This is a genomic window from Bacillus sp. SA1-12 (genome assembly GCF_000981385.1).
Classification (GTDB): Bacteria; Bacillota; Bacilli; order Bacillales; family Bacillaceae; genus Metabacillus.
The window spans coordinates 285,043-306,890 of record NZ_LATZ01000120.1 but is presented as its reverse complement, the minus strand read 5'-3'; the positions used below and the strand labels follow the sequence as shown (position 1 = coordinate 306,890).

Annotated in this window: 20 protein-coding genes; 18 read left to right on the top strand and 2 right to left on the bottom strand. The window is 36.8% G+C overall.

The genetic code is table 11. The features are described from left to right. Window positions 1-132: 132 nt before the first annotated feature. The 5 genes from WQ54_RS23380 (at window position 133) to WQ54_RS23360 (ending at window position 5,637) form a co-directional block, all read left to right on the top strand. Window positions 133-1,053: a carbohydrate ABC transporter permease gene (locus WQ54_RS23380; RefSeq protein ID WP_046587836.1), complete on the top strand. Its 921-nt coding sequence runs from the start codon at window positions 133-135 to the stop codon at window positions 1,051-1,053. Window positions 1,054-1,073: 20 nt separating this feature from the next. After that, window positions 1,074-1,928, top strand: a complete 855-nt coding sequence (locus WQ54_RS23375; protein ID WP_231597622.1) for a carbohydrate ABC transporter permease — start codon at window positions 1,074-1,076, stop codon at window positions 1,926-1,928. 52 nt (window positions 1,929-1,980) lie between these two features. Further along, window positions 1,981-3,348 carry a sugar ABC transporter substrate-binding protein gene (locus WQ54_RS23370; RefSeq protein ID WP_046587834.1) on the top strand — a complete coding sequence of 456 codons (1,368 nt, stop codon included), beginning with the start codon at window positions 1,981-1,983 and terminating at the stop codon, window positions 3,346-3,348. 112 nt (window positions 3,349-3,460) lie between these two features. Then, window positions 3,461-4,612 (top strand): DUF2264 domain-containing protein, encoded by a 1,152-nt coding sequence (locus WQ54_RS23365; RefSeq protein ID WP_046587832.1) that lies wholly within the window; start codon window positions 3,461-3,463, stop codon window positions 4,610-4,612. Window positions 4,613-4,641: 29 nt separating this feature from the next. Next, window positions 4,642-5,637, top strand: a complete 996-nt coding sequence (locus WQ54_RS23360) for a hydroxyacid dehydrogenase (protein ID WP_046587831.1) — start codon at window positions 4,642-4,644, stop codon at window positions 5,635-5,637. Between the two features lie 325 nt (window positions 5,638-5,962). On the opposite strand, the gene WQ54_RS23355 is transcribed toward WQ54_RS23360, so the two are convergent. Then, complete coding sequence (locus WQ54_RS23355; protein WP_046587830.1) at window positions 5,963-6,832, bottom strand: AraC family transcriptional regulator; 870 nt, start codon at window positions 6,830-6,832, stop codon at window positions 5,963-5,965. Window positions 6,833-7,097: 265 nt separating this feature from the next. Here WQ54_RS23355 and WQ54_RS23350 point away from each other — a divergent pair, with 265 nt between their 5' ends. After that, window positions 7,098-8,177, top strand: a complete 1,080-nt coding sequence (locus tag WQ54_RS23350) for a glycoside hydrolase family 172 protein (RefSeq protein ID WP_046587829.1) — start codon at window positions 7,098-7,100, stop codon at window positions 8,175-8,177. A 105-nt stretch (window positions 8,178-8,282) separates the two neighbouring features. Here the strand turns inward: WQ54_RS23350 and WQ54_RS33905 are convergent, their stop codons facing one another. Beyond that, complete coding sequence (locus WQ54_RS33905) at window positions 8,283-8,426, bottom strand: hypothetical protein (protein ID WP_156178100.1); 144 nt, start codon at window positions 8,424-8,426, stop codon at window positions 8,283-8,285. Between the two features lie 209 nt (window positions 8,427-8,635). On the opposite strand from WQ54_RS33905, the gene WQ54_RS23345 reads away from it, so the two are divergent. The 12 genes from WQ54_RS23345 (at window position 8,636) to WQ54_RS23290 (ending at window position 21,792) form a co-directional block, all read left to right on the top strand. After that, complete coding sequence (locus WQ54_RS23345) at window positions 8,636-9,610, top strand: MoxR family ATPase (RefSeq protein ID WP_046587828.1); 975 nt, start codon at window positions 8,636-8,638, stop codon at window positions 9,608-9,610. Further along, complete coding sequence (locus WQ54_RS23340) at window positions 9,607-10,761, top strand: DUF58 domain-containing protein (protein ID WP_046587826.1); 1,155 nt, start codon at window positions 9,607-9,609, stop codon at window positions 10,759-10,761. Before WQ54_RS23345 ends, WQ54_RS23340 begins: the two co-directional genes overlap by 4 nt. After that, window positions 10,745-12,052 (top strand): DUF4129 domain-containing protein, encoded by a 1,308-nt coding sequence (locus WQ54_RS23335; RefSeq protein WP_046587824.1) that lies wholly within the window; start codon window positions 10,745-10,747, stop codon window positions 12,050-12,052. The genes WQ54_RS23340 and WQ54_RS23335 overlap by 17 nt, the downstream gene beginning before the upstream one ends. A 278-nt stretch (window positions 12,053-12,330) precedes the next feature. Then, window positions 12,331-13,179 (top strand): diaminopimelate epimerase, encoded by an 849-nt coding sequence (locus WQ54_RS23330; protein WP_046587822.1) that lies wholly within the window; start codon window positions 12,331-12,333, stop codon window positions 13,177-13,179. Between the two features lie 13 nt (window positions 13,180-13,192). Then, window positions 13,193-13,999: a nicotianamine synthase family protein gene (locus WQ54_RS23325; RefSeq protein WP_046587820.1), complete on the top strand. Its 807-nt coding sequence runs from the start codon at window positions 13,193-13,195 to the stop codon at window positions 13,997-13,999. Between the two features lie 18 nt (window positions 14,000-14,017). After that, window positions 14,018-15,334 carry an opine metallophore biosynthesis dehydrogenase gene (locus WQ54_RS23320; protein WP_046587818.1) on the top strand — a complete coding sequence of 439 codons (1,317 nt, stop codon included), beginning with the start codon at window positions 14,018-14,020 and terminating at the stop codon, window positions 15,332-15,334. 140 nt (window positions 15,335-15,474) lie between these two features. Beyond that, window positions 15,475-17,076, top strand: coding sequence for a nickel ABC transporter substrate-binding protein (gene nikA / locus WQ54_RS23315; RefSeq protein ID WP_046587816.1), 1,602 nt, complete (start codon window positions 15,475-15,477; stop codon window positions 17,074-17,076). A 75-nt stretch (window positions 17,077-17,151) separates the two neighbouring features. Then, window positions 17,152-18,084, top strand: a complete 933-nt coding sequence (opp1B, locus tag WQ54_RS23310; RefSeq protein WP_046587814.1) for a nickel/cobalt ABC transporter permease — start codon at window positions 17,152-17,154, stop codon at window positions 18,082-18,084. Then, window positions 18,085-18,984: a nickel/cobalt ABC transporter permease gene (gene opp1C, locus WQ54_RS23305; RefSeq protein ID WP_046587812.1), complete on the top strand. Its 900-nt coding sequence runs from the start codon at window positions 18,085-18,087 to the stop codon at window positions 18,982-18,984. It abuts the gene before it with no gap. After that, the gene (locus WQ54_RS23300; RefSeq protein WP_046588054.1) at window positions 18,984-19,805 is read left to right on the top strand and encodes an ABC transporter ATP-binding protein; all 822 of its coding nucleotides are present in this window, start codon (window positions 18,984-18,986) and stop codon (window positions 19,803-19,805) included. The genes opp1C and WQ54_RS23300 overlap by 1 nt, the downstream gene beginning before the upstream one ends. Then, window positions 19,792-20,538 carry an ABC transporter ATP-binding protein gene (locus tag WQ54_RS23295; RefSeq protein WP_046587810.1) on the top strand — a complete coding sequence of 249 codons (747 nt, stop codon included), beginning with the start codon at window positions 19,792-19,794 and terminating at the stop codon, window positions 20,536-20,538. The genes WQ54_RS23300 and WQ54_RS23295 overlap by 14 nt, the downstream gene beginning before the upstream one ends. Before the next feature lie 48 nt (window positions 20,539-20,586). Then, entirely contained in the window at window positions 20,587-21,792 is a 1,206-nt protein-coding gene (locus WQ54_RS23290; RefSeq protein WP_046587808.1) for an MFS transporter, read from the top strand. The last annotated feature ends 56 nt before the right edge of the window (window positions 21,793-21,848 follow it).

The following is a 21,848-nucleotide window of genomic DNA, read 5'->3' as shown; positions in this document are numbered from 1 at the left end:
GATAAACAGATTTGATGCATCCTGACATATTTACACACACTTACATCTGTAAGCGTTGTCATCCTTTTCACATGTATATTGGAGGGAAGATGATATATAGCAAATATTGTTTTTAATAGAAAGGAGATTAAAATGACCAAAAGCAATCCTGAATTAACAACTGAGATCGAGATAAAATTAGTAAAACAAAAAAACTGGAATAAAAGCTTTAAGTGGTATCTCTTTTTACTGCCTAGCTTTTTAGGCATTTTATTATTTATGGTGTATCCAGTATTCGAATCACTCCGATTAAGTTTTTACCAATCCAATGGGACAATTGAAAACTTTATTGGACTGGCAAACTTTCAATCTGTCTTATCGTCTGGCCCTTTTTGGAATTCTGTTTGGAATACTTTCTATATCGGTATTTTTCAAATTATTATAACAATCCCATTAGGTTTTATCTTTGCCACACTTATCAATTCTACATCTAAAGGCCAGAATTTCTTCAAGGTTATTTACTTCCTGCCAAATATCACATCTATTGTTGCAGCAGCCATGATCTTTGCTTTTGTTCTTCACCCTGAAATGGGAATTGTCAATTATATACTTGGTTCCATTGGTTTACCAACTCCAGGATGGCTTTCTGATCCATCCACTTCGAAATGGGGAGTCATTTTACTCGCAGTCTGGCACTGGGTAGGGTTTGTTATCATTATTTGTATTGCAAATCTGCAGGCTATATCTCCAGAAATGTACGAGGCTGCCAGAATTGATGGAGCCTCCAATTTTCAACAATGGTTATTTATCACAATTCCAAACATGACTGGCACTTTTGCCTTTCTTCTTATAACCGGCTGGATAGGTGCACTTCAGCGCTTTAATGAAGTTTATGTATTAGGCGGGCCAAATGGCAGTCCTGCGAGGTCGATTCAAACAATGGGAGCTTTTATTTACGAAAGAGGCTTTACAGGATTTGAATTCGGAATTGCATCAGCGGCCACCTATATCATGTTTATAATCATCCTAATCTTCACGTTTCTTAATTTAAAAATATCCAATATGAAACTATAAAAAGGAAGGAGGAGGCAATTGTGAACAGTAAAATTTCTTATCAGAAAATGGACCGAATTGCTATGGCGGTTAAATTTATTATTCTTCTCATTTGCGGCTGTTTGCTTATGGCACCATTTATTTGGATGGTAAGTGTCGGGTTCGATCGAACAGCAAATGTGACAATGCCGTTTCCGCCAAAGCTAATACCAGAAAATCCTTCCCCTTTTAACTATGGAATTGTTTTTGAAAATGGCCGTCTAATCCAGTCCTATATCAACTCTGGATTTATCACGGTTATATCCGTCTTCCTTTCAGTTTCGTCAGCGCTGCTAGCGGGTTATGCATTTTCGAAAGGGAAATTTAAAGGGAAAAAAGTTTTGTTTCTGATCGTGCTTTGTACCCTAATGATCCCGATGGAACCCCGTCTAATTCCTTTATATAAGTTATTTAATTCTGTCAATCTATTAAATACCTATTGGCCGCTGATTTTACCGTCCATCATTAGCGGAATGTTAATCTTTCTTTGCAAGCAGTTTTTCGACCAACTCCCAGACACATTGCGAGAAGCTGCACAAATTGATGGAGCAGGTGAATTTAAAACGTTTTTCCGTGTGTATTTGCCGCTTGCCGGGCCAATTGCAGCAACAATGGTCATTTTATCCTTCATTTGGAGCTGGAATGATTTTATGTGGCCGCTCGTTGTGTTAAGTGATCAGGATCTTCATACCGTTCCTCTTTATCTGGCTAGTTTCTCTCTGGAGAATGGAACAAGCCTAGGGGGATTAACAATGGCACTGGCAACCGTTAGTATTTTGCCAATCATCATCGTGTATCTTTTCCTACAACGATACATTATTCAAAGCATCGCGTTAAGCGGGGTAAAGGGGGAATAAGTTAATAGTTTGTTTTTTTGTTAAGTGAATGATAAACAAGGGGGTAAAAAGGATGAAAAGCTTGTTACAAAAAGGAACCTTAATGATGGTTATAGCACTGCTATCGATTGCAGCTGCTCTTACTGGATGCAGTCCAAAAGCAGGAACAACAGAAAATGCCGGAGGCGGCGATGGGGAATGGGCCGGTCAAAGAATAAAGGTGCAGTTAATTGGAGACTTTACAATGGAAACGTCGACAGACCCGATCACAGGTGATTCTATTAAAGGGGTAGAGGTTTTAAAAGAAGAGTTTGAAAAGCAGCACCCAGGAGCAACTGTTGAGTTTATCATTATGCCGTGGGAAGGTTACACCGAAAAAACTCAAGCAATGATTACTTCTAATGAAGCAGATGTATATCAAATGCCTGGTGTGGCTGACTTCGCACCACAAGGCGTCTTAGAACCGTTACAACCGTTTATTGAAAACGATAGCGAGTTTAGTTTAGACATATTCATTGATAATCAAGTTGAAGGATGGAAGGTATTAGGTCCAGATGATGATGAATTACAAATTTATGGCTTGCCGTTTTTAGGAGATGCCCGTTTTATTTCATATGATAAGAAAATATTTGATGACTGGGGTGTAGAGTATTTATCAGATCATCCAACAATGCAAGAAATTGCTGAAAAGGCAAAGAAAATGACTGGTAAAAATCCGGTAACAGGTGAACAAAACTACGGAATATGGTTCCGCGGAGACTGGTCTTCGGCCTTTACCCTTGTAAATTTAGCAGAGGGGCAAAACGGTTCCTGGGGAGAAGGATTTGCCTGGGAAGAAGTGAAGTTTAACTTTCAATCTCCTGAAATGCTGAATGGATTAAATTGGTTAGCTGACATGCAACAATATGCACCAAAGGGTTTAGTTAGTAACCAAGGACAGGAAAAATGGCTGACAAAAGATAACAATATTGCCATTATGCTTAACCAAGGGCCAGGAGATATAGTTAAGCAAACATATGCCCAAGGCTTAGACGATCGGATTGCCATTGCTCAAGAATTTAAAAATGAACATGGCCAAGGAGGCTTATTTGCAGGAAGCCCGCTGGCCATTGCGAAGAACAGCAAAAACAAAGAACTAGCATGGGAATGGATTAAATTTGCGACGAGCGAGTTTACACAAAAATATATATTTGAAGAAGTTGGTGGAGTTCCAGCTATAAAAGCGGCGACTGAGTGGGAGAGTGTCAAAGAAAAACCATTGATGCTGCAGGTATTTGAGGCAATGAGCACACCGATGACACCAAGATATCCTTGGGGATCCTCACAGCCGCGCTTTATCTTAACATCGGAAATAGAAGCAACATTAACTGGCAAAAGAACACCTGAAGAAGCTTTAGAGAAGGCACAGAAAGAAAGCACCGATTGGGTGAAGAATAGGTAAACGCTTTTAAGAAGGGGGAGCCATCTTCCTTCTTTTTATATTTTCTCTATCTTTTAGTATATGAAACTACTTATAATATTCTATAAGTAAACGATGAAAGCAGGTGGATTACATGAGAGAAGAATTCGCAAACGACCGATCTTATTGGATCAGCACGATGCTTCAGTTGGCAACACCTGTCCTTGAAGCATTAGAAAAAAGGCAGCTAAAGTCATCCATGCCTCTAGAAATGAAAACAGGTGCCAGCCGGGAAAAATTTACTCATTTAGAGGCTTTTGCCAGATTGTTAGTTGGTATGGCACCATGGCTGGAAAATGATGCAGAAGAGGAAGGAGCAGCCCTTTCATATTATCGAAGTCTAGCAAGACAGGCAATCGATGCGGGGACTGACCCGCAATCGCCTGATTATATGAATTTTACCGATGATTTTCAGCCTATTGTTGATACTGCCTTTTTAGCTCAAGCAATTCTCAGTGCGCCAAACCAGCTTTGGGAGAAATTAGACACAAGGGTGCAGAAAAATGTCATCGCTGCGCTGAAAGCTACACGAACACGGAAACCATTTTTCTCAAATTGGCTTTTATTCTCAGCAATGATTGAAACCGCTTTATTTAAACTTGGGGAAAAGGATTGGGACCCGGTACGAATCGATTTTGCCATCAAACAATTAGACCAATGGTACTTAGGAGATGGGGTTTATAGTGACGGTCCTGATTTTCATTATGATTACTATAATAGCTTCGTTATCCATCCGATGCTAGTTGATTTAATCGAAGCTGTCGGGGATGAATATTCCGATTGGCAAAAAAGAAAGAGCATCATCATCAAACGGTCTCAACGATATGCGGCGATTCAGGAACGCCTTATTTCTCCAGAAGGGACATTTCCTCCAGTTGGCCGTTCGCTTGCTTATCGATGTGGTGCTTTTCAATGTCTTGCCCACCATGCGCTGCGAAATGATCTGCCAGAAGGACTTACCCCAGCACAGGTACGATCATGCCTTACTGCTGTAATGAAAAGAACATTAAACTCGCCAAATACCTTTACGAAAGATGGCTGGCTTACTGTCGGCTTTGCCGGTCATCAACCAAGGATCGGTGAATCATACATATCTACGGGAAGCACCTATCTATGTTCTGTCGCTTTTCTTCCCTTAGGACTTTCACCTTCACATCAATTTTGGAGTGATCCGGAAACGGAATGGACGCAGAAGAAAGCTTGGTCTGGAAAAGAGTTTCCTATTGATCATGCACTTCATGATTAATTTAGTCGAAAAGAAAAGGGAGTAGAGACATGGTAAAGGGACTTTTCATTATGAATCAGGAGTCATTTGAGTTCGTTTATCCCGAACATATACGCACTCAAATGGCCGAGCTTGCAGATATTTATGCTCCGCCGTTAACGTGTGAAATGGTAAATAAAAATCCCTCCATTTTACAAAACGCGGAAGTGATCTTTTCTGGTTGGGGAGGTCCTAGGCTTGATCAAGCCTTTCTGGATGCGGCCCCAAACTTAAAGGTTTTATTTTATGCAGCAGGCTCGATTAAACAAATTGCGACAGAGCATTCTTTAAAACGAAATATTGTGATTACAACTGCAGTCCAGGCAAATGCCATTCCTGTAATAGAGTTCACTCTCTCACAAATTTTATTTTGTTTAAAAAGTGGGTGGCAGATTGTCCGTGACATATGGGGTAAGAAAACATTTCCTGCAAAGCCCTTTTATCCTGCAGGTGGCTATCAGAGCACTGTAGGCTTGATTTCACTAAGTACAATCGGCAAAGGAGTAGCAGAATTGCTTAAGCATTTTGATGTCGATGTTATTGCATATGATCCATATGCCGACACAAAAACTGCTTATGATCTTGGTGTCACCCTTTGTTCTCTCGAGCATATTTTTAGAAAGGCTGATATCGTTTCTGTTCACACACCTTTGCTTGAAACAACAAGAGGGATGATAAGGAAAGAACATTTTTCAATGATGAAAGAGAATGCCTGCTTTATTAATACCGCCAGAGGCGCAATAATTCGTGAAGAAGAAATGATTGACGTATTAAAACACCGAAAAGACTTAACGGCAGTATTAGATGTGACCAATCCTGAGCCGCCAGTACCTGAATCTTTTTTATACACCCTTCCCAATGTGATCTTAACCCCTCACATAGCTGGAAGTAAAGGTCAAGAGTGTGCAAGGATGGGCGTATATATGTTAGAGGAATTGAAAAGGTATGTTAACAATGAGCCGCTCAAATGGAGAATCAACCAAAAGGAGCTTGGAATACTAGCATAAGAAAAGCCAATTATCAAATAGTTGCTAAACGTGAAAAAAATCACTCAGATGTTTCTTTAAAATCTATGACCGATTTACTTATTATCGATTGATCTTCCGAGTGCGTTTACTAGATAACGGAAAAGTAAGGGAGACGCAAAAAAGTCCAAATTATCATGGCCTAAACAAAGGGCTTTTAATTTGGACTTTTCATTTATTCGCATTACTTTCAATTTTCTAGTAAGAAACCAGTAGTTGATTTTAAGTAATTTGATTTCCAATGCTTACTGTAAAGATACCTCATGAAAAACTTGAGGAAAATTGGACATCTTATTAATCAAATGATCTAAAATCCTTTTTTCCGATAAAATGTTGGCGGCACACCTTCTATGTTTTTAAATGAGCGACTAAATGAGTGGACAGAATGAAAACCAAATTTTGCAGCAATTTCTGTTATTGGCAAATTAGAATACTGAATTAATTCCTTTGCTTTTTCAACTCTTATTTCTAAATGATACTTAATAGGGGTTACTTTGTAAGCTTCTTTAAATAATCTCAGTAAGTGATACTTACTTAAATTTGACATTTCACCAAGTTCCTGCAATGAAACCTCCCGGTTAATATGATGCGATAAATAAGCTTTAACGTTTTGTAAATTATCCAAATATTTATGGAGCTGCTCATTTTTTTGCCAATGAGACTCACGGGATAAATGACTCCATAATTGTGAAAAAAGCCCTTGAATGTTTAATTCATAAAAAGGTAATTTTTGATCGAATTCATTTATTATTTCATACAATATATTTTCGATGATAATTGGATTCCTTAATCTTATCACGGAGGGTATTTGTACCGGCCATTGACGAGTGATATCTTCGCGAAGCCATTTCATTTCTGCTTTGGACATATCATTTAATTTTTTGAATGAAACCTTTACATTCGGGCTATCTTCTTGATAATAAAAGTCAAAATGGATATGAGGTTGATGAATAGGACTATTTTTTATGGTTTTCAACATATGATTTTGCTGAGGTCTTAAGAAAATAATATCCCCTGGAGTACAATGGTATGTTTCTTCACCAATCTTTGCTAGTAATTCTCCTTCTTTTAAATAAATAATTTCGTGATCAAAAATGGCTCGATTAAAATAAAAATTTGATTCAATTTTACTGTCCATAGCAACACGAATATACGGAGTGAAATTCTTTACTTCCATTTCCTTATCCTCCTTTCTAGCAAACTCAATATATGTTAAACAATAGAATAACGACTGCTTTTATAGTTTTCATCTTATCGAAAAAACACTAATTGATAAAGCAATAATTTGATCATTTCCATGTCCAGCTTTTTTCTCTCCTTTAGAATCAAGTACAAAAGCAATTATTGTTAAAAGATTGCAAATGCAAGCTAAAGACGACTAGGTGAAAGCGCTTTTATAATAATAAAGTATAAGGTAGCGTCTAATTAGGGGAGGAAATAAGATGGAAACTTTTAATGGTTTAGGTATGGGGTTACATAACATCTCTTTGCTTTCATCAGCAAAAAGCCGTTCAATAAGTGCAGAGAATTTCACAGGAGAGAAAGGCAAAGGGGGTTTGGCCACAGAGGGTACGGGTAAAGAGTGTGCAAGAGATTTAGGGGTCGGTTGGAAAGTATCGCCGTCTATTTCTATTAAAGCACAAAGTCAATTTATAATAGCAGATATTCAGGATTCTGGTGCCATTCAACATATGTGGATGACCTGTCCAAAAGAACATTTTCGAACATTAATCCTAAAAATCTATTGGGATGGGGAGGAAAACCCATCTGTTAATGTTCCAATTGGGGATTTTTTCTGTAATGGATGGGGAGAAAGAGTTAATGTCAATTCATTACCAATTGTGGTGAACCCTGCTGGAGGATATAACAGTTACTGGGAAATGCCATTTAGGAAATCTGCAAAAATGATTATTGAAAATATTGGTGATGATGATGCAATTTTGTATTATCAAATTAATTTTACACTAACCGAAGTTCCAGATCATGCAGCATATTTCCATGCGCAATGGCGAAGAGCTAATCCATTAAAATATAAAGAAGTATATACGATCCTAGATGGTGTTAAAGGCCAGGGACATTATGTTGGCACTTATTTAGCTTGGCAAGTAAACAGTAATGGATGGTGGGGGGAAGGGGAAATAAAGTTTTATCTTGATGGCGATGAACATCCTACTATTGTGGGCACCGGTACAGAAGATTATTTTGGCGGTGCATGGAATTTCGAACATCCTAAAGGACAGTACGGCGTTTATTCGACTCCTTTTTTAGGCTTGCCTCAGGTTTCTAAACCGGATGGATTATACCAATCACAGCAGAGGTTTGGCATGTATAGATGGCATATAATGGATCCCATCCGCTTTGAGCAGGATTTAAAAGTAACCATTCAGGCACTGGGCTGGAGGTCTAAGGGCAGATATTTGCCGCTCCAAGATGATATTGCATCCGTTAGTTATTGGTATCAAGCTGAGCCCCATGCCAATATTTCTGAATTACCCGGAAAGGACGAGCTGGAAGTAATCTAAAATGGCAACTGGCAATTGACTATATTCTTTTAAAGTAAATTGGGATAAAAAGACTGAACTCAATTGTGCAATAGGGTTCAGTCTTTTTTAATAGGATGAGATATCTTAAGTATTTTTGCGATTCGGAATTCTGTTGTTTTGGCTCCCATTACCTCGGATAAATTCCTTTGTGTCCACTTCTTGTCCTTTTTCGATTGCTCTTTTTTCAGCCTTTGAGCGAATTTGGCGGCCATCACTTTGGTTGCCCATTTTCATCATTCTCCTTTTTTCATAATCATAAATAGCATTGGTTATTTTTTTAAAAATATGAAATGAATATTTTCATTTACTTAAAGAACGGTTTTTTTTACATGGATTTCCACTTATAAAAAGGAAATAAGTAGAAGATGTCTAAATCATAATGTAAACGTTTTATATTAACTCGTAGCAGAAATGTAATAAAAAAAGGAGCAAAGGACATGAATTTAACCACAATACAAGAAGTAGCTGCAAAGGTAAAGCAAAATATTCAAAAAGTTGTCATCGGAAAAGAGGAGCAAATCGATCAGCTTCTCGTAGCCTTTATCTCATCTGGGCATGTCCTTTTAGAGGATGTTCCCGGAACAGGAAAAACCCTATTAGCAAAAGCAATGGCTAAATCTCTGGCATGCTCATTTAAACGAATTCAATTTACCCCTGATTTATTACCTTCCGATGTAACTGGTATCCATTTTTACAATCAGAAGCAAGGAGAATTTGAATTTCGGCCAGGTCCTATTTTTTCGAATATTCTTTTGGCAGATGAAATAAATCGGGCAACTCCTAGAACACAATCAAGTTTACTTGAGTGTATGGAGGAAAGGCAAACGACTATTGACGGTGAGACACATCTACTAGATCGTCCATTTATGGTCATTGCTACCCAAAACCCTGTTGAAAACCAAGGAACCTTCCCGTTACCAGAAGCTCAGCTCGACCGTTTTTTACTAAAAATAAATATAGGCTACCCGTCAAAAGAAGAAGGCATCGATATTTTAATGCGGTTTAAGGATCATAGTCCGCTAGAAGAAATTACAGCTGTAGTACGCAAGGAGGAAATAATTGCTGCTCAAAATCTATATTCCAGCATTTTTGTAAGCGATGACATTCTTGATTACATCATGACGATTGTTGAAAAAACAAGATCGCATCCATCCATTGCATTAGGTATTAGTCCGCGCGGGAGCCAAGCATTATTAAAAGCGGTCCAAGTATACGCAATACTGAAAGGGAGAGATTATGTTAGTCCTGATGATGTCAAGGCTATGGTGAAGCCTGTATTAGGACACCGTCTAATTATTCATTCGATGATGAAAGCAAAAAATGAACGAGTTGATACGATAATAGATGAACTATTGGATACAATTCCAGTTCCTACAGAGAAAGAGCTGATGAAGGGGCTTCATCAAAGATGAATATTGCTTGGTTTCTTGTTATCACTCTTCTTATCAGCGGCATTCAAAGCTATATTTTTACCAAATTTGGTCTATTACGATTAAAGTATACTCGTGTTTTTAGTAAAGAGGCAGTGTTTGCAGGAGAAGAAATTGAAATGGTTGATGAGTTAGTAAATAATAAACTGCTTCCAATCCCATGGCTACGATTAGAATCAAACATTGATCGACATTTACAGTTTCCAGGCAATCAAAATCAAATGACCGATTTCCAAAGGGAAGAACTGCATCGGACGTTATTCAGCATGCTGCCCTTTCAAAAAATAACGAGAAGGCATAAGGTTTGCTGTACGAAACGAGGTTATTATGAGCTTAAAACAGTTTCTTTGACACTAGGAGATGTACTTGGTATTAGTGAAAGCTTTAAGCAATTTGATGCTAAAGCCGTTGTTACGGTATATCCTGAACTTACCGCAATGGAGGATATTCCTTTGCCATCCCATAGCTGGCTCGGCAATATAATGGTACGAAGATGGATCATTGAAGATCCCTTTGTCATTGCTGGAGCACGAGAATATTCCTATGGGGACCCGCTAAATTCTGTCAATTGGAAAGCAACAGCTCGGACTGGCCAATTACAGGTTAGAAAAAGAGATTATACAGCAGATCATCACCTTATGATTTATTTAAATTTTGATGAAACAGAGGATATTTGGATGCCGATACAAAATAAAGCTCTATTTGAAAAAGGAATTTCTTATGCTGCTTCCATTGCTAATCAATCAATATCCAATGGAATAAGTACAGGTTTTGGCTGTAACTCCTATCTAATAGAGCCTTTCGGTCAATCAACTGATCCTAATGTTAAATTATCGGTTAGAATTGAACCAGCAAGTGGAAAGCAGCAGCTGACCTACCTTTTTGATACAATGGCCAAGTTAAGCATAGACAGGAGTATGAGCTTTAATCGATTTCTAATGGAAGACATGGAACAGCGAAACAATACAGATATCCTTATCATTACATCAACCCTAACGGAAAATGTCACAGAAAAAATCCGGCTTCTTGAAAGACAAGGAAATAAAATTGAACTGCTTATGCTAACGGATGATTCTGACGCTAACCATGACAAAATGGGAAAAGGGGAAGAAAAAGATGAACAGATTTCTTGAGAGGTTTGGATACGGCATGATGGAACTTACTCTCATTTTTCCGCTTGTTCTGTTTATTGCCATATCCTTCTTATCCAACCCTTATCTTTGGATCGCCAGTTTGCCCTTTCTCTTTATTTTAGGATATTTCATTCGGATGATTGCTGGTACCCAAAAGAGAGTGGTTTATCTGACAGCTACAATTTTCATAAATGCAGGTGTGACGGCGTTTTTTCATGAATCTCTTTTAACTTATGTGCTCATTTTTCTCGCAAACTGTGTAATCTTTTACAGAAGTATCCTTTATGCAGAGCGAGAAATAGAGAATTTAATCAGTTTTACTTCCCTATGGATGTTCGGGTTTCCGATTTACTTTATTGCTTTTTTCGCTTATCGTTTTGTAAATAGGTTAAATCCTTATCTTGAGATCATCACCTGGAGCGGTATCCTTTTAGTCACAATTACTTTATTTCTTTCTAATCACCATATGTTAAAAACATCAACCCTATCAAAACAAAAAAAGCCGTTTGTAACTGGTTCAATTAAAGGCAAGAATCGCGCCTATATTTTGGTTATTTTATTTGTGATTGCAGCCATATCCAATTTGGAAACGATAAAACATTTTCTTTATAAGCTTACTTCAACAGTCCTTTCTATGATTTTGTCTTTTTTATCCCTGTTTGAAAAGGATGAGCCTGTTGAAAGTACATTACCAACAAATGAAGCTGTTTTTCCGGTTATAGAGAAAGGCGACCCTTCTGCATTTGCTGTCATTATGGAAAAACTAATGTACGTTCTCTTTTTTGGAATTGCAATTGTCGCTATTGTATTTTTTATTATTTTTGCCGGAAAGAAGTTTGGCCGCTTGTTTAAACTAGGTCTTAAATGGCTGATCGAACGCTTGAATCAGATCTTCAAGATAAGGGAGATTGAGCAGGAAGAAGAAATTCAATATATTGATGAGAAGGTAAGTCTGATCGATTTTAAAAAATGGAGAAGAGGAAAAGAAGATCAGGCCAGAGAAATTTTTTCTAAGTTGTTTAGCCGAAAACCAAAATGGGATGAATTATCAGACAAAGAAAAGGTCCGTTTTGCTTATCGTCAAGTGGTATTAGATGAGGTTAAGCAAGGGTTAAACTTTAATGTTTCCCAAACTCCGACAGAAACAGTTAATGAAATCAAAAAAAGTGCCACCGAGCAAAAGGATTTGCAAATATTATCTGAAACGTATGATAAAGCTAGATATGGAAATAAGGAAATAAGTTTTCCTGAATTAGAGCAGGTTAAACATCTTGTTGATCGTTACGAGTAATCCAATTCGTTATAGAAAGTGGACAAGGAGTTTTAATATTGTACATCGAGGACCAGAGAGACAGTGTTTTCCTTACTGTTAATCTGGTCTTTTTGTGTAAGTATTTTTTTTGTGAAAATAAAGTATTGTTACTGACCCACGCCCTTTGTGTACCACACACGTTCCCATAATAAAAAAATCCATTATTGACATTATCTAACAACATGCTATAATTCATTTGAAAGTTAACAAATAGTAATCATTACGATTTACAAAAAATAAAGGTAGAGGTAGTTGTGATGAAACAGGAAATTGACTTTATAAAAGTAAATCCAACACAGAATATGACCATTCTTGTTAAAAGTAATTATCTAGTTGAAGAGTATAAGCACATCGCATCAAAAATAATGTCATATGACAGTGTATACGCTGAGCAAGTCGGTTTTATAACAAAACCGACAAACAATGAAGCTGCTGCCCGCCTGCACATGGCAGGAGGTGAGTTTTGCGGTAATGCTTGTATGGCAATGGCAGCCTTGATTGCAGCTGAAAAAGGCATAAAGCAAAATGATTTGACGGAAATTTTATTAGAGGTATCAGGAATAGAATCGTTAATTATGTGTCAAGTGAAAAGAACTTCAGATGAATTTTATTGTCAGGTTACTATGCCTATTCCTAAAAAAATAGAACAGAAAACAATTAAGTATGATGGTGGTGATGTGAATATCATTATCGTGAGATATCAAGAGTTTATACATATTGTGATAGAAGTAGACGAATTTAGTAAGACAGTAAGGGAAAAAGCTCAATCATTGGCAAAGTTACTTGGAGTCACTTTAGGTGCTGGCTTGATCGGCATTTTATTGTATAATCCGGATTCTTATCAATTGGCTCCCCTAATCTATGTCCCAAATTTAGACAGTATGGTCTGGGAAAGGGGGTGTGGTTCTGGTACTGCCTCTATTGGAGCATACCTAGCTTGGAGGAAAAGAGGGGAAATTGCTGCAAAGATTAAGCAGCCCGGCGGTACGATTAATGTTTTTGCTACTTGTCATAACGAGGAAATAACAAGTCTTAGTATTGAAGGCGCTGTCGAAATTGTAGCTCAAGGCAAAGCTTTTATTGATGTTAATCATAACAATATATAGTGAGGTGAAATGATTGAATGCATTAAAAACGTTTCAGGAATGTTTAAGCGAGTTTTTAGAGAAATTTGAAGAATTAGCAGGACAATACGATCATACCATCAATCATTGTTCAGAGTTAGAGAATTTAATAGATGCCTATTCAAAGTTTATTACAAACGAGAATAATAGAAAAGAGTGGGAACAACTTGAACAGCATGAATCAAGTTGGGTGGATCAGCATGTAGCGGATTTAAGAAAAAAATCAGCTCTTTGTGTGGCTATTATGGAGAAATATCGTGCTTTGAAGTTATTGAATGGATATGCCGACATGACTGATTACTTCAAAAATATCGAATCATGTATTGAAAAAGAATTCGGCAGTTTTCACATTACTTCTGAATCAAAAGTATTATTAGTAGGCTCAGGTTCATTCCCGATGACATTATTGTTAATTGCTAAGCGAACAGGAGCAGAGGTTGTCGGCATTGATATTGATGAAGAGGCCATACAGCTTGGATTAAACGTAGTAGAGAAATTGGGCAAGGGATTAAATATTAGATTAACAAAAGAATTAGTGGAAAATCTGGATTTTACAAAAGATGTGACTCATATCATTTTTAGTTCAACTGTTGAACAAAAATATGACATATTGGATCAATTACATACATTGACAAATGAACATGTCGTAGTTGCGATGAGATATGGTAATCAGCTGAAGTCCTTATTTAATTATCCGATAAAAGAAGTAGAAAAAAGAAAATGGAAGCTTGTTGAGAACATACTGCGTCCTGATCATGTGTTTGATATTGCTTTGTATAAAAAAGCATTGCTTACTTGTTAGTGAGAAAGGAAGGATTAAATGAACGGTTTTAAGCGAGTCTTACTTTTAGGTACCGGTCCTACGTCTATTCAGCTTGCGGTAAACTTTAAAAACCATTTTAATAGCTACGTAGGAATTGCTGGGAGAGAATCTGTTCGTTCAGAAATGTTTTTTGATGCACTAAAGCAAAATGAGCATTTAGTTCGGGTTAGCATTCAAAATGAAAAGCACCAAAATATGAAAGGTGAATGCTTCGTTGATCAAGTTTTTAATGGGTATGTGACGATTAAGGGTGAATGGGATACCATCATTTTTTCTATCACAACGGATGCATATATGGAAGTAATAAAACAGATCAATCATAAGCTTTTTAAACAAGTAAAATGCATTGTATTAATTTCTCCAACTTTCGGTTCTAACAGCTTAATAAGTCATTATATGAAAGAACTTCATTTTAATCCGGAAATCATTAGTTTTTCTACCTATTTTGGTGATACACGATGGATGCACGATCGGCCGTCTAATCATGTGTTAACTACAGCAGTAAAGAAAAAAATTTATATAGGATCGACACATTTTCCATCTGAAAATGTTGAAAACCTAGTGAAGGGTTATGAAAAACTAGGTGTTGCTTTTGAAATGATGAGGACACCAATTGAGGCAGAGACGAGGAATATTTCTTTATATGTTCACCCACCGTTATTTATGAATGATTTTTCATTAAATGTCATATTCGACGGTATAGAAACCAAGAAATATGTTTATAAAATTTATCCTGAGGGACCAATTACGCAATATCTGATTCGAGATATGTTATCCCTATGGAAAGAAATTATGAATATATTAGAAAAAATAAGGATAAACAGGTTAAACTTACTTCAATTTATGACAGATGATAATTATCCGGTGAGATTAGAAAGTTTATCACGTTATGATATAGAAAATTTCACTAATTTAGAGGCGATCCATCAAGAGTATTTACTGTATATACGCTATACCTCTTTGCTGATCGACCCTTTTTCAGAACCTGATGAGAAAGGAAGATATTTTGATTTTTCCGCAGTTCCAATTAGAAACATTTTTGTCAACAGAGAAGGGTATTTGGATATCCCAAGAATGCCTAAGGAAGATTATTATCGAATCAAAATCATCCAAGGAATTGCAAACTTTTTAGAGTTGAATTGTCCAACAATAGAAAAATTTATTAAAACATACGAGAGTAAAATAGAAGAAGTTGCACAATCTCGCAGGGGAGAATTGCTGTCAGATGCATTTGTCGTTCAACATTTTGGTGAAGATTTGCATATGATCTGCTGTGAAATAGGTAAATTAATAGCAGGAAAAACGCTGGAGTAGAACTTTTAATAAAACAATAGAGTCATATACTTTTTAAATAGTAACGATTACGATTTATTCGGGAGAGTTGGCGTATAGAGATGATCCAACAAAAAATGAAGTTGTATTGATATTAAAGGACGTATAGGGAGAGGACGACCATGATAAGTAAAAGATTTCATTTAACGGCGCTAGTTTTTATTGTTTTATCTATTTTAGTTGCTTGTTCTGCAAATTCGGCAAACTCAGATAGTAAGCAGAAAGCAGAAATAGTCTATGCAACAGCCAAAGACATTAATGATTTGAATCCCCACCTATACACAGGTTCAATGGCGGCTCAGGGGATGGTATATGAATCATTAGTTGAGAATACAAAAGATGGAATCAAGCCTTTGCTAGCTGAATCATGGGAAATTTCTGAGGATGGAACAGTATACACGTTTCATTTAAGAAAAGATGTAAAATTCCATGATGGTGAACCATTTAATGCAGAATCAGTTAAGAAGAATATTGATGCTGTACAAAAAAATTCCAAAAAACATTCCTGGATTAAGCTATCAACAAAAATTGTAAGCTGTGTTGTAGTAGATGAATATACAGTTAAATTAGTACTGTCAGAAGCCTATTACCCCACTTTGGTTGAATTATCGTTGACAAGACCTTATGTATTCCTATCACCAAAAGATCTTATTAATGAAAAAACAAAAGATGGCATCAATGGTAATCATGGAACAGGACCATATATTCTGAAAGAGCATAAAACAGACGAGTACGCTACATTTGGAGCTAATGAAGACTATTGGGGCGGCTCGCCTAAAATTAAAAAAATTACATCTAAAGTTCTTCCATCAGGAGAAACGACCTTTTTAGCCTTACAAAAAGGAGAAGTAAACTTTGCTTTCACAGATGATCGAGGGGCAGATAATATTGATGTCGAAGCAATGAATCAATTAGTAGATTCAGGTGATTACCAGCTTATTAGAAGTGAACCAATGAATACGAAAATGATTGTGGCCAATAGTAGTAAAACCGAAAATCCTGTTAGTGAAACATCTGTTCGCGAAGCGGTTTGGTACTCCATTGATCGGGAAACCATTACTGAGGATCTATTAAATGGCACTGAAACTGCAGCGAATACATTATTTTCATCTAACGTCAATTATGCCGAAGTCGATTTAAAGAATCGAGGATACGATTTAGAAAAAGCAAAAGAGATCTTAGAAGAAGCTGGCTGGTCATTAAAGGATGGGGCAGATGTTAGAACGAAGGACGGAAAGAAATTAACTATGAAACTTTATTATGATAGCAATTCTTCTTCCCAAAAAACACAAGCTGAATTTATCCAGGCATCATTAAAAGAGACAGGAATTCAGCTAGAGCTTATTGGTGAGGAGTCAACTTCGATCGCGAATAGAAGATCTACAGGTGACTATGATTTATTATTCAATCAAACATGGGGACTAGCATATGATCCACAAAGTACAATTGCTGCCTTTACTTCTGAAGCTTCATATTTACATACTACCAAAGGTATTGCCAAAGCAGAGGAACTATACAAAAAAATCGAAGAAGTTATGGTGTCCACCGATGAAGAAACCCGAAAGGGGCTATATGCAGATATATTGACGATTGTTCATGATGAAGCCGTCTTTATTCCTATTTCAAATGGCAGCGTCACGGTAGTTGCGCCAAAAAATATAAAAGGTATCTCATTTAAACAGACGCAATTTGAGTTGCCATTTGAGCAGATGCATTTTGAATAGAAAGATCCGCTGTCTTAAAAGATTCAGAGCTTTTGGGACAGCCTCATCGATCGTTCATTCGAAAGGAGATTTTCTATGGGTAATTACATCATTAAGAGGATATTCATATCCATCCCTTTATTATTAATTATTTCGTTTTTAACGTTTTTGTTAATTCATCTTTCCCCTTTAGATCCCGCAGAAGTGGTGTTACAAGCCCAAGGTGTTCCAAACATAACAGATGAATTAATCGCTCAAACAATAGAAGAGTTAGGGATGGATCAACCATTTATTGTCCAATATGTTAATTGGCTCATTGCCTCCTTACAATTGGATTTTGGGGTTTCATACGTGACAGGAAAACCAGTTTGGTCATTAATAGGTCCCGCTTTTCTAAATACGTTAAAGCTGACATTCTTATCATCCATGGCCATTATTGTGTGGTCCATATTATTAGGTGTTATTTGTGCATTGAAAGAAGGAAGAATGATCGATAAATCGATAAGAGGAATTTCATTTTTCCTAACAGCCATGCCGTCCTACTTGCTTGCCTCTATTTTGATTTGGTATTTCTCTGTCAAATTCGATTTATTACCTACAAGCGGGATGGAATCACATAAAAGCTATATTCTTCCCGTTACTGTAATCACAATCAGTTATGCAGGTATTTATTTTCGAAACATTAGAAGTTCAATGCTAAGCAACTTAAATGAGGACTATATCCTGTATGCAAGAGCATGCGGCTTATCAGAAAAGAAGGTCACTATACTTATCTTACGCAACTCATTGCAAGTAGCCATTTCAATATTTGGCATGGCTATACCCATCATATTAGGAAGTACAGTTGTGATCGAAAACGTTTTTGCCTGGCCAGGTTTAGGAAGTCTGAGTGTGAAAGCCATTCTAAGCAGAGATTTTCCAATTATCCAAGCGTACGTTCTTCTATTAGCAGCAGCCTTTGTATTGTTTAATACGGTTTCAGACATTCTAAATACTGCCCTGAATCCAAAGATAAGGAACGGTCTTTAAATGAAAATAGTGAGAAATTTAAGCACTGATAAGTTAGCTGTTATTTCTTTAATAATCATTATTATAACCATTATTGTTGGACTTTTTGCTCCATTTTTTGCTCCATATGATCCTAATGAAGTAAATATGGGCCTTCGATATGCCTCGCCATCGTGGGAGTACCTATTAGGAAATGATCATCTTGGAAGATGTATTTTGTCCAGAATCATATATGGAATTCGGCCCAGCGTTTTATGGGTTTTAGTCGCTTTGTTCATATCTGTTTTAATTGGGGCTGTTTTAGGGTTTCTTGCAGGATATTTTAAAGGAAAAGTAGATGCCTTGATAATGAGGATTTGTGACATTATGCTTTCGTTCCCAGGATACGTTATGACATTGGCGATTGTTGGAATATTAGGCGTGGGGCTTGAGAATATTTTGATTGCGTTTATTTTAGTGAAATGGGCATGGTTTACCCGCGTAATCAGGACGTCTGTTATGCAATATTCGGATTTAGATTATGTGAAATTTTCCAAAGCAGCTGGAATTAGTGATCTAACCATCATGTATAAGCACCTGGTTCCTGTTACATTTTCGGATATCGCGGTTATTTCAAGCAGTTCTATCGGATCAATGATCTTGCAAATTTCAGGGTTTTCATTTCTTGGTTTGGGAATCCAAGCTCCAAATGCTGAATGGGGGATGATGTTAAATGAAGCGAGAGAAGTCATGTTTACAAGACCAGAGCTAATGTTAGCACCTGGTTTTGCCATTGTTCTTATTGTATCAGCTTTTCATTTTTTCTCGGATGCACTTCAAGTTGTGTTAGATCCTAAACTAATCACTTCGAAAACGAAACGCGAGAAAAAACTTGAAACCTATAACATGACGTTTCAAGAAAAAGAGGTGGCAAATAAATGATGAATATATTAGAAGTTGAAAATTTGAATATACGAGATGTTAGGACCGGCAATGTGATTATCTACAATAGTTCATTTAATCTCCAGGAAGGAAGCTGTCTGGCCATAGTAGGTGAAAGTGGAAGCGGGAAATCTGTGACTTGCAAGTCTATTATGAGATTGAATAATCCCTCGCTTCGCCAATCAGGAGACATTTTTTTAAATGGAGAAAATATAAACCAGCTATCTGAAAAAGAGATGAGAAGAATAAGGGGAAGAAACCTTTGTATGATATTGCAAAATGGAATGAGTGCCTTTAATCCTTCTTGTGTGATTGGGCAACATATGAAGGAAACCCTTTCTCAACATTTCGGCTGGAACCAAAACGAAATCGAAGCAAAAATGAACAATGCAATGGAAAGTGTCATGCTGAAAAATCCCACAGAGATCATGAATAAGTATCCTCACCAGCTGTCAGGCGGGATGCTGCAGCGATTGATGATTGCCTTGGCATTTGTTTTAGAGCCCGACATTATTATCGCAGATGAACCGACAACTGCTTTAGATACAATCTCACAATTTGAGGTTGTTGAACAATTTATTAATCTAAGAGAAAGAATGGGCTGCTCGATGATTTTTGTTTCTCACGATTTAGGTGTTGTAAAAAGGATTGCTGATTATGTTTTGGTCATGAAGGATGGAAAGATTATTGAAAGAGGAAATATCCGAACTATTTTTTCAGATGCACAACATGAATATACAAAATATTTAATATCCACTAAAGAAGAGTTGAGTAATCATTTTAAAAAAATGATGGGGAGGAGTAATCTTGCTGAAAATTGATTCAGTAGTGAAATTCTACAAAAAAGGTGGTTTGTTTTCTAAAGAACGACAGCAAGTTTTAAAGAATGTTAGTTTTGAATGCAAGAATGGTGAATGCCTTGGTATTATCGGAGAAAGTGGAAGCGGAAAATCCACATTGGGACGTTTGATAGTAGGAATTGAAAAGCCTGATCATGGCACGGTTTTATTCGAGGGAAAGAATGTACGGGATAATAGAGTAAGATTAGGTGCCATTAGTGCTGTTTTCCAGGACTATAAATCTTCCATAAATCCTTTTTTTACAATTGAAGAAGCCATTATGGAGCCGTTAAACGGTCAAAAAAAATCGCAAAAAGAAAAGCAAAACAAGGTTGATACTCTATTACACCAAGTAGGTTTAGATCCTACCTATAAAAAAAAGTATCCCCATGAGTTATCAGGGGGAGAGGTTCAGAGGGTGTGTATTGCCAGAGCCATTTCCACAGAGCCAAAATGTATTTTATTAGATGAAGCAATCAGTTCACTAGATATATCTGTTCAAATACAAGTACTTAATTTATTAAAAGAATTAAAAAAAGTCTACAATATCAGTTACATTTTTATTACTCATGATATTCAAGCTGCGGCTTTTATTTGCGACAGAGTCATTATCTTTAGAAATGGTCAAATTGAAGAGAATGTATACATTGAACAATTAAAGGACGTTCAGTCAGAATATGCTAAAAAACTATTAGAAATGTTAATAACCTTTTGAATCAAATAGATAAACTCACAAAAGGTGATAGATTAGGAGGAGAAAAGATTGAGTGGAGCGATGTCTTGGCCGTTTTTACGTTTGTATCTGTTAGTTCTCCTTTATTTTAGTGCCAATGCTATATTAAACGTAATTATACCTTTACAGGGGAAAACATTAGGAGCCAGCAATACAACAATCGGTTTTATTATGGGGGCCTATTTGTTTACAACAATGTTCTTTCGGCCATGGGCTGGTCATATTATTCAAAAACACGGTCCGATAAAAGTGTTGCGCGTTATTCTTATTATCAATGGCTTGGCTTTAATTCTATATACGATTACTGGATTAGGAGGCTATCTTGTTGCCCGTATGCTTCAAGGGGTATCGACAGCCTTTTTTTCTATGGCTTTACAGATAGGCATTATTGATGCATTGCCAGAGAAGGACCGCTCACAGGGCATTTCACTTTATTCTTTATTTTCTTATATTCCAAGTATCATCGGCCCTTTACTCGCATTAAACATTTGGCAAGCAGGGGAAATGAATACTTTTACATTGGTGATGATTGCTATTGCCGCCTTTACAGGGGGAATGGGCTATAGTGCTAAAATAGAAAAAAAGAAGATTCAGCCTGCTTCAAATCAAACTGAACAGGAAGCAAATATGTTTCAATTGTTTGGTCAGCTTTTTAAAAATCCGTTTTTGTTTAAATGCAGCGTCTTGATGTTAGTTGCATCCCTTGTATTTGGGGCAATTACGACTTTTATTCCACTGTACGCTATGCAAATAAAAAATGGAAACGCAGCAATTTATCTCATGCTTCAGGCCGGTACCGTCGTTTTTGCTCGATTTGCTTTCAGAAAAAAAATCCCTTCAGACGGTAAATGGCATTCATCATTTATGATGGGAACGATGCTTCTTTTAGCTGTATCCGCACAAAGTGTAAGCTTTTCTATAAATGGTGGAGCCATCTTTTTCTATATCGGTGCCATTCTAATGGGACTGGCTCAGGCACTCCTCTATCCAACATTAACAACCTATTTAAGCTTTGTCCTGCCTCAGATGAATCGTAATGTATTACTTGGTTTATTTATTGCAATGGCAGATTTCGGTGTTTCTTTAGGTGGTGTCATCATGGGGCCGATTGCTGATCTTTACTCATACTCAACCATGTATATGATTTGTGCCATTTTAGGAGTGGCGATGTTCTTTTTTGTTTATGATCGCAGAAAAATATTAACAAAAAAAGAGTCGAGTCATCTTCACCTTTAAATAGTCATGATTTCGATTTAAATATTAATAAATAAAAGAAAAAAGACAGAGCTTTT

Bases quoted from the DNA above. Each gene is read 5' to 3' on its own strand.
- WQ54_RS23380 (WP_046587836.1), top strand. From the start codon at position 133: ATGACCAAAAGCAATCCTGAATTAACAACTGAGATCGAGATAAAATTA.
- WQ54_RS23370 (WP_046587834.1), top strand. From the start codon at position 1,981: ATGAAAAGCTTGTTACAAAAAGGAACCTTAATGATGGTTATAGCACTG.
- WQ54_RS23365 (WP_046587832.1), top strand. From the start codon at position 3,461: ATGAGAGAAGAATTCGCAAACGACCGATCTTATTGGATCAGCACGATG.
- WQ54_RS23360 (WP_046587831.1), top strand. From the start codon at position 4,642: ATGGTAAAGGGACTTTTCATTATGAATCAGGAGTCATTTGAGTTCGTT.
- WQ54_RS23355 (WP_046587830.1), bottom strand. From the start codon at position 6,832: ATGGAAGTAAAGAATTTCACTCCGTATATTCGTGTTGCTATGGACAGT.
- WQ54_RS23350 (WP_046587829.1), top strand. From the start codon at position 7,098: ATGGAAACTTTTAATGGTTTAGGTATGGGGTTACATAACATCTCTTTG.
- WQ54_RS33905 (WP_156178100.1), bottom strand. From the start codon at position 8,426: ATGGGCAACCAAAGTGATGGCCGCCAAATTCGCTCAAAGGCTGAAAAA.
- WQ54_RS23345 (WP_046587828.1), top strand. From the start codon at position 8,636: ATGAATTTAACCACAATACAAGAAGTAGCTGCAAAGGTAAAGCAAAAT.
- WQ54_RS23340 (WP_046587826.1), top strand. From the start codon at position 9,607: ATGAATATTGCTTGGTTTCTTGTTATCACTCTTCTTATCAGCGGCATT.
- WQ54_RS23335 (WP_046587824.1), top strand. From the start codon at position 10,745: ATGAACAGATTTCTTGAGAGGTTTGGATACGGCATGATGGAACTTACT.
- WQ54_RS23330 (WP_046587822.1), top strand. From the start codon at position 12,331: ATGAAACAGGAAATTGACTTTATAAAAGTAAATCCAACACAGAATATG.
- WQ54_RS23320 (WP_046587818.1), top strand. From the start codon at position 14,018: ATGAACGGTTTTAAGCGAGTCTTACTTTTAGGTACCGGTCCTACGTCT.
- nikA (WP_046587816.1), top strand. From the start codon at position 15,475: ATGATAAGTAAAAGATTTCATTTAACGGCGCTAGTTTTTATTGTTTTA.
- opp1B (WP_046587814.1), top strand. From the start codon at position 17,152: ATGGGTAATTACATCATTAAGAGGATATTCATATCCATCCCTTTATTA.
- opp1C (WP_046587812.1), top strand. From the start codon at position 18,085: ATGAAAATAGTGAGAAATTTAAGCACTGATAAGTTAGCTGTTATTTCT.
- WQ54_RS23300 (WP_046588054.1), top strand. From the start codon at position 18,984: ATGAATATATTAGAAGTTGAAAATTTGAATATACGAGATGTTAGGACC.